This window comes from Pedobacter sp. AK013, from assembly GCF_014205835.1.
In the GTDB taxonomy this organism is placed as follows: Bacteria; Bacteroidota; Bacteroidia; order Sphingobacteriales; family Sphingobacteriaceae; genus Pedobacter.
This window is the reverse complement of record NZ_JACHCQ010000041.1, coordinates 21114-34135: the sequence shown is the minus strand read 5'-3', so window position 1 is coordinate 34135 and position 13022 is coordinate 21114. Positions and strand designations below refer to the sequence as shown.

The 13022-nt window shown below is 41.9% G+C and carries 10 protein-coding genes; 2 read left to right on the top strand and 8 right to left on the bottom strand.

What is annotated here, in order from left to right; all coding sequences use genetic code 11:
* Nucleotides 1-14: 14 nt before the first annotated feature.
* Nucleotides 15-1640 carry a hypothetical protein gene (locus HDC90_RS21820; protein ID WP_184470210.1) on the bottom strand — a complete coding sequence of 542 codons (1626 nt, stop codon included), beginning with the start codon at nucleotides 1638-1640 and terminating at the stop codon, nucleotides 15-17.
* Between the two features lie 145 nt (nucleotides 1641-1785).
* On the opposite strand from HDC90_RS21820, the gene HDC90_RS21815 reads away from it, so the two are divergent.
* Nucleotides 1786-2121 (top strand): helix-turn-helix domain-containing protein, encoded by a 336-nt coding sequence (locus HDC90_RS21815; RefSeq protein WP_184470208.1) that lies wholly within the window; start codon nucleotides 1786-1788, stop codon nucleotides 2119-2121.
* Entirely contained in the window at nucleotides 2090-2515 is a 426-nt protein-coding gene (locus HDC90_RS21810) for a hypothetical protein (RefSeq protein ID WP_184470206.1), read from the top strand. Before HDC90_RS21815 ends, HDC90_RS21810 begins: the two co-directional genes overlap by 32 nt.
* On the opposite strand, the gene HDC90_RS21805 is transcribed toward HDC90_RS21810, so the two are convergent.
* From HDC90_RS21805 to HDC90_RS21775, 7 genes are all read right to left on the bottom strand, one after another.
* Nucleotides 2498-2989, bottom strand: coding sequence for a hypothetical protein (locus HDC90_RS21805; RefSeq protein WP_184470204.1), 492 nt, complete (start codon nucleotides 2987-2989; stop codon nucleotides 2498-2500). The genes HDC90_RS21810 and HDC90_RS21805 overlap by 18 nt on opposite strands.
* Nucleotides 2990-3009: 20 nt before the next feature.
* Nucleotides 3010-6444 carry a DUF6443 domain-containing protein gene (locus HDC90_RS21800; RefSeq protein WP_184470202.1) on the bottom strand — a complete coding sequence of 1145 codons (3435 nt, stop codon included), beginning with the start codon at nucleotides 6442-6444 and terminating at the stop codon, nucleotides 3010-3012.
* A gap of 8 nt (nucleotides 6445-6452) precedes the next feature.
* Nucleotides 6453-9674 (bottom strand): hypothetical protein, encoded by a 3222-nt coding sequence (locus HDC90_RS21795; RefSeq protein ID WP_184470200.1) that lies wholly within the window; start codon nucleotides 9672-9674, stop codon nucleotides 6453-6455.
* 63 nt (nucleotides 9675-9737) lie between these two features.
* Nucleotides 9738-10877, bottom strand: a complete 1140-nt coding sequence (locus HDC90_RS21790; RefSeq protein WP_184470198.1) for a type II secretion system F family protein — start codon at nucleotides 10875-10877, stop codon at nucleotides 9738-9740.
* Nucleotide 10878: 1 nt separating this feature from the next.
* Complete coding sequence (locus HDC90_RS21785; RefSeq protein ID WP_184470196.1) at nucleotides 10879-11355, bottom strand: type II secretion system protein J; 477 nt, start codon at nucleotides 11353-11355, stop codon at nucleotides 10879-10881.
* Complete coding sequence (locus HDC90_RS21780) at nucleotides 11336-11701, bottom strand: type II secretion system protein (protein ID WP_184470194.1); 366 nt, start codon at nucleotides 11699-11701, stop codon at nucleotides 11336-11338. The genes HDC90_RS21785 and HDC90_RS21780 overlap by 20 nt, the downstream gene beginning before the upstream one ends.
* Nucleotides 11689-12927: a hypothetical protein gene (locus HDC90_RS21775; protein ID WP_184470192.1), complete on the bottom strand. Its 1239-nt coding sequence runs from the start codon at nucleotides 12925-12927 to the stop codon at nucleotides 11689-11691. Before HDC90_RS21775 ends, HDC90_RS21780 begins: the two co-directional genes overlap by 13 nt.
* Nucleotides 12928-13022: the final 95 nt, after the last annotated feature.

Below are 13022 nucleotides of genomic sequence, written 5' to 3'. Positions count from 1 at the left end.
CTGCCCTGCATTTTTTACTTTTCTTGGGCTACCACCACTTTCTTACTGGTTTTCTGCCCGTTATGTAGCCCATTCGCACTTTGGGCTACTACTGAACTACGGGCTACGCTTTTGATATTTTCCAGTATCGTTTTTACCATATTTTGGCTATCGTTCTGCAAACTTTCCAGGTCGTTCCAATTGTTTATTTTGTATTCAAAGCCTTTGTAACGGTTGCCACGAACGATTTTGATATAGCCCATCCGTTCCAGTTCGAACAGGTAACGCTTCAAGCTACTCGGGCTTAGCCGGAACACCGAACGAACCTCTTTCGCATAAAAGGCTTCCGTATCCTGTTCTTTTAGATATGCTTTCAGTTTTTCAAAGAAACCCCGGCAGGCATCGTTCAGCTCGTCGCTTTTCTTCAATATGGTGTTTTCCAGTAGCGTAAAGGCATTTTCTACATCCTCAATCGTACTTTCAATATATTGTTCGCCAGTATCGGTATCTGTTTTTAGAATGCGTTGGTACTGGTGGTAATAGGTGATGGTTTCGGTAAAGAGCAACAACAAGAGCATTGTTCTTCTCGGCTTGAAAACCGCTTCCGGCAGTTGCAGAAAGGTGGCATAAGGGTTTTTAACGGTAATTGGTTTCAGCAGCCGCTGTACATTTTTAATCTGGTTTCTGATTTGTTGTTCCTCCGCCTGGTCAACCTTCCCTGCACTTAGTTTACGTTGGTAATCCATAATATTTCTGTCCTGCTCGGTACTATTGTCCATATAGAGCAATATGCAGCGGTTGGCGTTATCTTCGTAAAGCTGTTCCCTGGTGGTGCAACCGCTCACGCAAACCGGCCCCTCAACGTTCAAAGTGACCGTTTTTAGGTTGCCTTTATTGTCTTTCAGGGTTACCGTTTTACTGATTTTCCGTTTGCTCTGTAGTTCCCGTAATGGATAAAGCACGCTTTCTGCCCCGTCCAGGTCTTCAATTAATAGCAGTTTGTGTTTCAGTTCTTCCCTGCCGAAATAATAAAAAGCGTTGCTGGATAATGTGGTAATTTCCAGTTTGTCTTCTTCTGGCATGAGTTCAGATACTTTTTCCTGCAGCCAGGTCTTACCAGTTCCGCTTGCGCCCAAACACATCAGGTGCAGCGGAACATGGCGCTTCCTGCTCGTATAGGTCAGATAGGCAATCATACTGTTGGTCTCCTCGCCAATTAGTCCGCTCAATTTTATCGCTTCTTTTGTACGTCCCAACAGGTTTGGGGATTTTAGAAAGTTGATAGCCTGTTTTCGCTCTGTTTCTGATAGTTCCCGTTTTTCTGGCTGTTTGGGCTTCATCTCTTCCAGCCTCGTTGCCCGGTAGTTTTCCAGTTCGGTTATCAATCGACTGATGACCTGACTGGTTTCGCTCGTGCTGACGTCCAACGTTTCCGAAGCTTTCTCAATCAATTGCTCGGTCTGGATGCCGTTGTACAAGTCCAGGTTGTGCCTGTATGCAGCCCCCTCCAAACCTCCCCCGGTTGGGGAGGCTTTTCTGATTTTTAAGGTTACTTTCAATCTGTCCAAACCGGTTAGTTTTATACCGCCCAAAACGGTTAGATGTAATTTACCATCGAGATAGAGCAGCAGTTCGGGGTTTTCGGAAATGAGTTTGGCCATGTGGATAAAAAGTTTTATGAGAACTATTCTGCACAAATGTAAACAATGATTTGTTTTTATCAAGAGAACAATTATTTTATTTATTAACTTTTGTTCTCTACATTTGAACTATTCAACTGGATTAAGTATCCTTTTGTGCATTATTATGAACATAGGCGATAAAATAACCACCCTACGCAAGGCCAAAAAGCTTTCTCAGGCCGATTTGGCCAAACAGGCAAATGTATCTCGTGAGATTATCGGCAGGTACGAACGAAACGAGGTTTCGCCATCGGTTGAGGTAGCCAAAAAGATAGCCGATACACTCGAAGTATCGCTCGATTACCTGGCCGGGGAAGGCAGCAAGACAGGCTTTGATAAACAGACCCTAAAGCTTATTGACGAAATAGAGGAACTCGAACCCTCCATTAAGGACAAGCTCCTTTTCCTGGCTAACGCAATCATCCGTGATGCCAAAACCGGTAAAGCCTATGCAGGATAAAAACCGCCACCTGGAGATGCTCCAGGCTTTGGCAGCCGGCACCGACCCCGTAACCGGGGAAGTATTCCCTGCAGACAGCCCATACAACCAGCCCGAAATCATCAGGGCATTATTCTTCGCCGTTAACCAACTCGAAGCCCTCACCGAAAAACGAAACAGAGGTTTAGTCTGGATTGACAAGAGGATAACTTACTCTCACAACGCTTTAACGAAGGCATCAAGATTACACAGCTTGCCAAACTGCATTTTCGCACCTACGGAGCAATCAAAGCAAGATTGCTTAAACTTGGACTCCTGCAGAAATGACAAAGCCCAGCAGTTTTTAAACAGCTGGGCTTTGGTACAATTATATTCATATCTGCTAAGACTAGATGGATCAATTCTCTATAAATGAACTTATATAAATATTTTTTGCCGTAGGCAGACCTTTACATATTTTCCTTAACTCATTTATTTTTTCCGAATGTGATTTTTCATCAAAGAGATAAAGAAAAAAATAGGGAACCAGACTATTCTCGTTTCCATATTGTTTTATCAGGCTCTTGCAGTCATTCTCAGAAAAATCAGTCATATAAAGCCTATATGAGAGGTATTGCTTCCAAAAAATCAATTCCAAATTGCCAGGATAATTTTCCAGTCCCTTGTCAAGCGTAGGCAGAAAATTTTCCCCTCCAATTAAACTCCATTCCTCAGGTATCTTATTGGGCTCATTAAATTCAATTTGTTCAGTTGCAAATGACCAGTATAAAAAAGCTAAGTTTATGAAACAATTAATATCCGGATGACTATTTCCATTTATCTCTTCCTCATAGCATTTAACTGCTTCAATATACTTTTTTTCTATGTCTTTTATTATTGCCTTATTCATGTGTTGATACTGTTTTTTAACTATTTTGGCACTACGTTTACGCCTGCATTAATGATTTTCCCATTGAATGTTTGTACCCAAACTTGCTTTCCGTTCTTAAAGGTCTGAGTAAAGCCCTGAAAACCACCAGCTCCTCTTTGATAATTGGACAAAACGGCTGAATTTAAATTTTTGGTATCACTAGCTACATTCTCAAATAATTTTATATACCTGCCCATTGACTCTACCGTTGAGGGGTTAACGTGACCGACAGCATTTCTAAAAATATGGCCTAGAACATCTTTAGTCATTACCTTAAGACCATTTTTCACTATACTACCGCCAGCGATATCAAACAAAACGTTACCACCCCCAGAAACAACCGAACCATAATCTTTCCCTCCGGAAAAAGTTCCCATTGCACCTTTTGATATTTTCAATAGCCCACCAGCTACTGGAATATCTTCGGCAATTTTCATATTCTCTTCGACTTTTGCGTTATTAGAGAGCAATGCTTCCCGTCTGTCGCTTTGTTCTGAAGCCTCTTGGGCATCCCTTGGCCCCTTAGTACCAAAACCGAAATAATTAAGCACTTTCTGTAACCAAGCTGGCGGGTCATTATTCTGCCTAGAAGACATTTGGCTTTGCAACTGGGAAAACGCCGACTGCGCATCTGCCCCTGTATAGGTGGTTGAATTGGCTCCATAGACAATATCCATCCCATCAGGATCGGTATTATTTACAGGATTGTTGTCCGTATAATTATATGGATTAATAGAATAAAACTTCTCTGCCAACGGATCTACCACGTTCCAGCGGCCTATCACAGGGTCATAGAACCTTGCGCCGTAGTCATACTGTCCCAACTCTTCCTGCAACTCCTTGCCATTGTAAAGATATTTATTTGTTCCCCCAGTTGCAACTTTTCTCAACCCAAATGCATAGTAATCATCACGCTGCAGTACTTCCAGTTGGTTGGTCGTCGGGTTCTGGTAAAAAGTTGCCCTTACATTGCCCAAATGATCGCTCAGGTTATATTCGTAACTGTAATTACTGCCACTTCTACGGGCTAAGCCCTCCTCGGTCTGGATAAAATCTATATTTCCATTAGTGTACTGGATGCCCCCAACATAATCGGTTGTAGTTCCTCCATTTTGTTTTTTCAGTTTTTCGCCAGCAGCACTGTAAGTATAGTTTAAATTCTGACTCCCACTTACCGTTTGTGGCAGATTAAGGAAGTTGTACCCCAGAATGATGTTCTTCTGGCTATCGCTGGTGAGGTTACCATTCACATCGTAACCATAACTGCTGTTGGTAAAACCACTGATAGCTGTTAACCTGTTGCCATTGTAGCCGGTATAATTGTTCGTACCAAAATTGTCGCGGGTTAAACTGGCAATATTGCCCATTATATCGTAACTAATGGCTTCGCCCAGGTTGTTGCCTGCTGTCGAGTTGGTTAAGCGGTTCAGTCTGTCATAAGTATAACTGAATGTATTGGCCGTACCGTTGGTATAACTCTGACCTGAGATATTGCCATTGAACTGCGCAAGGATACCATCGTTATATTTCAATTCCATACTGAACTGATCGGAGGTACTGTTCTTCATCCAGCCACGCTCGTTGTAGGCAAAGGTAGTGGCCTGGCTATCGTTGTGCAGGTTCTTTTTACTCAGCTGCCCGATTTCGTTATACTCCAGGTGGCTCAATGCAATTTCGCCTTTATCGTTGATGTTCTCGAAAGTGGCGATCTTGCGGCCCACATGATCGTACTCGTAGCGGTTGGCAATGGTGGTAACTGCCCCACCTACCGTGTGGGTACGCGTGCTCGCTTTCAGGCTGCCATCAAAGTTCCAGGTATTGTCTACCACATCGGTACCATTCAGGTGGTTGCTGCTCTTGCTCTGCAGTATACGCCCTTCCAGGTCGTAATAGTTTACGGTAAGCAGCATGGCGCCTGTACCCAGGTTCTTTATCTTGGTTCCTGTCAGCAGGCTTTTGGTCCGTGCTGCAGGCGCCTGGCCTGGGCCGGGCTGGCCAAAGATATTATCTACAAAATCATAATCGTCGTAGTAGCTTACCGTCAGCAAATTACCTCCACTCTGTGGAAAGGACTTTGAATCATAATCCGTACCATTGCGGGTCTCCCATAACGATATAGAAACATCACCGTTGGCAATCTGCTGTGCCTGGTTGTCCAGTCCGGTCTGAAGGGCATCCTTCGCTCCACGCTGGGGAACCGCCCCGTTGTCGGCAGTGGTACCCGCCTGCGCGTAAAGCCCCGTAGCTACTATCCTGCCAAAGGCATCGTATTTACTATACAGCCATTCCTGCGGGCTTTTGTTTCGTTGATTCGCATCCTGGCTCATCACCACCTGGTCGAGTTTGTTGTACACCATAAACTCCCAGCCCTTGCCAGGGATTTTCTTCTCCACCAGCCTTTTGCGGCCATCGTAACGGTAACCGTAGATAAACTGGTCGAAAACCGTCTGGCTTTCGTCAAAAGTGCTTAACGCTGCCTGCCCGTTTTCGTTTACTGCCGGTGGGAGCACATAACGCAGGTTGCCCAGGTCATCGTACACGTAATAGGTACTCAGCTTTTTGTCATCGGTTTCCCATACCCGTTTCAGTACCACACGCCCTTCAAAATCCTTGAACTCTTCCGTAGTACCTGCCTTTACATCTGCTGGTTTCCAGTTTTCGTCCTTAAGAGTGGTTTTATAGAGTTTTCCTGGCTCGTAAACACTGGCTGCAGCACCATTACCAGCGTTGTTAACGATCCACAGTTTTACCTCATCCAGGGTATTGGTGCCATAATCGGTTTTAAGGGTATGCCCACTGTTAATTTGCCAATCTGCACCTGGGGCACCCTGCTGCAATACCCGGTTTAGTGGTGAGGCTTCGAAAACCGTTTCGGCAAAGGGATAACCTGTTGCTTTTACCCCAGCCGTTGGGCTGTTGTAAAAAGCCAGCTGATCGGCCAGCGCAGCTGTACGGTAATTGCCATTGGTTCCGGTCTGTGCGGCATAGGGCTGGTATTTAAATTGTTCGCGGCCAAAGGCATCATAGGCAACCGGCTGTACAATGTCCTTAAAACCCGGACTACCCTGAACCTGAACGGTTTGTAATGGCCTGCCCAAACCATCGAAGTACTGGATCGTTTCATTTACCTCACAAATGCTGCGACCAGAAAGATTGTTCGGGTCTATGCCCGGCTGTTTGAATATCTTCGTACTGATATAGTTCTGGTTGGTACTTGGCGTTGAAGAGAGCGGCTGGCAGTTCAGATAACTCAAACCCGTGGTAAAAATCCGTACCGGACCCATGGTATGGAAACCATCGGTAAGGGTTACACTCGATGGTGCACTGATTTCGCTTTCGCCATTATAAACCGATACCACTTTCTGGGCAGAAGAGCGGCCAACAAGCAGCAATAGCGCTGCTACAGCGTAAAAATATTTTAGATGTTGTTTCATGGAGCGTCTTAGTTTTTATAGTGGTAATCGGTCTGTTTTAAAATGTTGCCGTTCTGGTCTTTTACTGCTTTTAAACGCTGAAAGGCATCGTACTCGTAATAGGTGGTCATGCCTTTGGCATCAGTACTGCTGGTCATCCCCACCAAAGGCTTGTAGGTATAGGAAGCAATCTGAGAATTCTTCATTAATGGAGAATTTCTCAAAGTGTTAACCAATGAATTTACCTCCAAATCTGTAGGGTCGGATGCAGCAAAATTACTGACAGTACCTGATCCAAGTATTGATTCAATGCTGGCATAATCGGCGTTTTTAATTTCTGTTATGGGATAAAGTGAATTATAGCTGTATATATAAGCAGTTTTAGCACCCCCAACATTATAGATACAGCGTAAATTGCCAAAGTAATCATAATCTGTAAACTTAATCCTGTCTTCCAGTGCTTGTGTGCTGGTAGAAAGTTTCTGAATTAACGAAGGCTTGATAATGCCATTAAAATTAGCATAATTGGTAACATCTCTCGAAACTAACTGATCATTTACATATTCTGTTTGATCTAATACAACGTCATTAACAAATTGATTTCTTAACAAATCCGAACCGAAACTAGCATCACTATAGTCGCTGGGATATTTACTAATGGTTTTAAAAATTTTACCATTACTGCTTTGTTTTGTGGTTTGGTTTACCAGTAAATTTACATTATTGTAAGATAGGTTGGTTAAAGTGGTGATATCTCCCGAATCATTATAATTAATTTCTTCAATGGAAGAAAGTTTAAATGCACTCATAGATATGCGATAGTCTAAAGACCTTACATCGTCTTCCCACGAGCAACTTCCTAAAGGGAAAAACCTAATTCGGAATACATTAGCAAATCTTTCAGAATAACCGTTTAAGCCTGAATAAGCATAGTTTTTTGCATTTGTAAGTTTAAAGTCATTTAAAGCCGTATCATATTTGTAAGTACCCTCGTAAATAGGTTGGCTTGCCTGGTAAGTAGTATTTTCAAAATAATCTCTTCCGCCAGGTGTATTGGGGTTGTAGATTGAATTTGCATTTAATATTGCATCTGTCCGAAACTCAGTCATCAATTTTCCGTTCGGTTTACCTAACGCATCTACACTCGTTTTGGTTACTTGATTGTAAACAACCTTACCTCCAGCAAAATCTCCAGACGGGTAGGTTGGAGACCCCACGTAATTAATGTACCTTACTATTTTTGGATTACAGGTACATGCACCACCTGCACACTGATATTGATCCTCTTCAACCTGATAATAATTTTCATTTCTAGATAAATCATCCCGGGTAACAGCGCCAACATTTGCTCCTCCTTGATTGCTAAAATAGGTATATATATCTTTGCCTTTAATCACATTGTTTTCATCAAAACTGGTAATATCGGCTATTCTTAGGCCTCCTCCATATTTAATATTATTATCTTGGGTAGTAACCATGTATTTGGAAGTGGCATTAATCTTAATATAAGTGGCAGATACATCATCAATTAAACTTTTAATTTCGTATTGATGGTTTGGAACCAGCATAAGTCCTGGATTAATGGTTTGGTTTTGAGTAAAGTCACCCGTATGTTCATAAATCCACTGTGTTCCGCCTGTTAAATCCTTTATGATTACTTTTTGTGCTACATCAATTGCACTTGGGTTCGTGTGGGCAGAAAATTCTATGATAAAAATGGCTTCATTTGTATAAGCATTTTCTGGCCAGGTAAATGTGGTCGTTGCGGTGCTGATCTTTCGCTTCCCTATACCATAATTATTTAAATTGGCAAATGAATTGGTAACAATATTGTTTTGGATATCTCGCCCAATGTAATTGTTCGATTCAAAATTAAACCTGGTGTAACCTTTAGTCGGAAAAACTATTTTTTCTAAAACCCCAGCCTTCACGTATTCAGGATTACCATCACGGTTACCTACACCTATAGGCATATTATTGTTCAGGTAAAGCCCCAATTCAGGTGCTCGAGGTAGCGATTTCGGCAGCAAATCATTCCACTCAGGTGTACCGTTGTAATAACCCCAAAAATCCTGGCTTGTTGAATTGTACTTAGGTAAAGTGATGTTATTATACTCAAATGTATGTGTCTGTCTGTCATTGGGGTTACTTACGCTTACCTTACTAAAAGAACTGAGGCGTAAACGATAAAAATCTCGCGTACTAGGGTTTGTGGAAACAAAATAATCGTGATCTAAAACATATTTTTCTAACCTTATGTAATTGTTATCTTTTTTACTAAAAATCACAACACTATCTAACATCCTACCTGAATAATCCTGCCGGGGGTTAACGCTGTAAAATTTTATCTTACCATTTTTAAACAAAATCTCATCCGGTTGCATATAGCTGGTAAAGGAATTCGACCCTGTTGTGGTAACACCTTCATTTGTCCACATATTTGAATTGTCATAATTTTTATAAGTACGGGTTGAGGTATAAGTAGTTTCTTCTCCTTGTACTCCACCATTGGGAGTCGTATCATAGGTAAAAACTACAGAATCTCTTTGGTCAGCATTTAATATTTTGGTGATATACCAGGATTGAGTATTAATCTTTAATCCATTGTCATCAGAACCTGCTGTCTGTTTAGCTGTAAAAAAGTACCTCTTGCCATCAACATCTCTAATGGTATAAATATTTTCGGTACTATTTCTCGTTATTTCTATTCCCTCATCAGGAATAGACTGAAATTTATTCAGGTCTTTAGAAAAAATAAATCGGCCGCTTTTTCCTCCCGGTAGGTTGTAATTAAAAATATCTGGGTGTGTATCAAAAGAATTATCTGCAAATCCTCTTAAAACTGTTTGATTTTGAGAATTCATGTTCATAATCTGATCGGCTGTATAAGTCAACTCAAAATATCCACCATTGGATTCGTCAGCTTTTCCCCTGATAGTTCTGGTAATTACGCCACCCGAGTTTAAAGACCAACCAAGGCCAACCCAAGTGGCTCTTTGATTTACCTGCACGCCCGAAGCATTATAACTTAAACCAATAGGAATTTTAATCCATCCGGTGTTAAGGTCGTAGATAGGAAGCCCAATATTTGGTGTACCTGTGATTAGTGAAACTGGAAAGGAGCCATACTTGGCAAATTCAGCTGCTTCAGGAGCCAAAGGTATAATTGGCTTAGGCTTCCCCGATTGAGAATATGCCTGTACGGCAGACATCATCATCATAATTAAGAATTGAATTTTGAATTTGTGCATATAATTATTTGTTTGAACGTTATAATGGATAATAAATGGTCTGAATTTAATTTCATTCTACTTTTAAAAACTACTGCTCATCTGGAACATCGGCAGATACATGGCAATCAAAATCACCCCGACTACCAGCCCTAAAAAGATGATAATTAAAGGCTCCAATAAGCCGCTGATGGCATTGGTTTTGTATTCTACCTCTTCGGTATATTGTTCGGCCAATTGTTCAAAAAAGTATTCGAGGCGGTTTACTTCTTCGGCAATTTTGATCATCTGGATAAATTTTGCGGGATAAAAATCATATTTAGAGAGTGCTGCCGAGAGGCTGCTTCCTAAAAGGATATCTTTTTCAGCCAGGCGAAGCGAATTTTCTACAGGGTAAAAAGTAATCATCTGCCTTACCAGTTCTAAGGCCTGTAACAAAGGGGTATTGGTTTCGGTGAGCAGGCGCATGGTATTGGCAAAACGGGCCAGGTAGATTTTCCTGGTAATTTCGCCCACTATCGGGATGCGGAGCAAGAGCAAGGCCGCTCCTTTTTTAAACCAGAATTTATTCCGGTTTACAAAATAGAGAATCACCAATGCTACAATAACCAACAGCATGAGGTAGATATAACGATCGAACCAATCGGAAAAACTCACGATGAGTGAGGTGATATAAGGTAGCTTGCCGCCAAAACGTTTAAAAACATCGGCAAACATGGGTACCACAAATTTGATCATAAAAAACACTGCTGCGAAAGAGGTAAACAGCACCAATAGTGGGTAGGTAATGGCACCGATAATTTTCCGTTGCTGACTGATTTTCGATTTATAATATTTGGCCAGTTCGCCCAGCACCTCGCCAAGCTTACCTGTTTCTTCCCCTATTTTTACACTGTAATATTCGTATGGACTGAATTTCGATTCGGCCTGCATGGTTTCTGACAGCGATTTACCGGCTATTACCTGTTTCTGTACGGAAGAAAAAAGTTCTACATCCTTTTTTTGGGTATAAGAACCCGACGTAAGTTCGAGCGCAGAGCGGATATCGATACCCGACCGGATCAGCGTACCCAGTTCATTGTAAAACCCTTCCTTTTTCTTATCAGATAATTTACCCTTTCCGAAAGAAATATCTTTGCTCAAAAAATCAAAAAAACCTGCTTCCTCCTTTTCTTTGAGCGGAGCATTTTTTTTCTGGATTTTTGAAATATCTATTGATGGCATGTTATTTAAGTAAATCGTGGGCACTATAAAATTTCCCTAATGTGATCGGGATCATCTGTTGTTTTTCCGTTTTAAGCCTAAAACTGATGTGATCAACGGTATCCATCTCAAGGCTTTCCCTTCCTTCAAAAAGAAAACTGGTTTCAACCGGACTTACATGAAAGCTATCGGTACGCAAATTTTCTGCCTTTCGTAGTATTACTGTATCTGCAAATTTGTAAGCGATATTCACACTATCTCCGGTGATATTGATTCCTTCGGCTGTTCTGATCAGGTAGCGGCCCTTAGCCATATCTCTTTCCATGGTTCTGCGTAAAGTAAGTACTTCTTCTGTGGCGGCATTTTTTTTCTGAAAAGCACGAAAATAATCTCCAATCATACTGTACGCCGTGTAACAGATGCTCATACATATTGCAGCCAGCAGCATAGCAATAGCTATTTCCATCAGGGTATAGGCCTCAATTTTCTTTGCTTTCATCGTTCATTTTTAAAAGAAACCTGATATTACCTGCCGGTGTTCCATGGTCATTTGCCTTGATTTCCAAAAGCTGCATGGCTGGAGCAATCTGTTTAACTACACTGATTTTATAATCGACACTATCAACCCGGAGATTTTCCTGTTCAATACTTCTACTTTCAACAACCTGCACCCTAAGGCTTTCCAGCTGCTGCCCGATCTGCACTTTCCGCATGGATACACCGCCGCTAAGCACATTGGAAAAAAGCCCCATCGCAATAGAAAAAACAACCATGATGATCACCATGGCAATGAGTACCTCAATCAATGTAGAGGCTTCGAGTTGCTTGCCCTTTAATTTTGCCATCTCAATATTTTTTGTCTTTCATCCCCCCCCGTAAATATGGCCGAGCTAAGGTATACCCGGCTCCTTGCCTTTCTGTTCAGTATTACATCAATCAGGAAATTCTCATAGAGTGTTGCGGGGGTTTTCATGATAAAGCGGTTACAGGAAACCTTTCCTGCTACCTTTACCTTCTTATCGAGTTTAATCAGTCCTGTTGCGTACACTTCGCCTTGTACCGTAGTTTGCTCGCCCAGGCTTACCAGGGTTTGCAATGCCGATCTTTTAGGTTCGTAACTGAAAATAATGCCTTCAAAGCGATTGTTTTTACCCAGTGTAACCTTGGCCTGATCAACCATCTTTTCTTTACTTAATAGTCCCAGCACCGATGGGTAATTCAGGGTTACATCATTTCCTGTAACAATAGAATCTCTGGCAAAAAGCTGGCAATTGCCTTTAAAACCATCGGCCACTACAATGCTTTTGGCATAAATGATGGTATTATCAAGTTTTGCCGCTGCCGAAATCTTCACGGTGGTATCAGAATACAAAATAACCTGACCTGAAAGCTGGTTAGTGATCTGACTTAGGCCCGATACATTAAACTTTTTAACCCTGTCGAAAAAAGAAACCTGTTCATCATCAGCATTTAAAGTGGGAAGTTTCGCCAGATCAAAATCGAGTTCGCTTTCTATTTCCTTAATCCACTTGCTTTCCAATCCGCCCAGTGTTCGTTTACTGTCGGCAATTTTACCATAAACCAGCTGATCGCCCGAATATGGCCGGCTATCTACATACGATTTGCGCATCCCTGCCTTGGGCACTTCTACATTACCGGTAATGCGGGTATCGCCACTAACCGATAAAGGCCGGTCTTCATCGCTGAGGTAAACCGCCAGACCATCGTTACTGGTTTCCTGCCCCATCAAAAAACTCCGCTTCAGGCTATCGGCCAGTACGAAACTTTTTACGGTAGCCAAAGTAAAAATGCCCCAGTGTTTTTTTTCAATCAATACGCTGTCGGTCTGGTCGCCAAAGAGATCTAAAGCGACGTTGTTTTGCCCGCTGTTTGCACTTTCTGCAAGTACATAAGCAATACCCGAATCCATATTCCTGCTTAACCTGGCCATCCGCATCTCTTGCAGGTAACTTCCGCGATAATGCGCAGCCAGCATGATCAGCGATGCACAGATCGCTGCAATGATGAAAGCTACAATGATGGAGAAATATAAAGCGCCGGCTTTGAGCATATTTTTAGTTCATTGGTTTATTAGTCATTGGTGCTTTCAAATTGGTTATTGCTTGGTTATTGGTTCATGGTTGATAGTCAAATTGTCTAAAACAA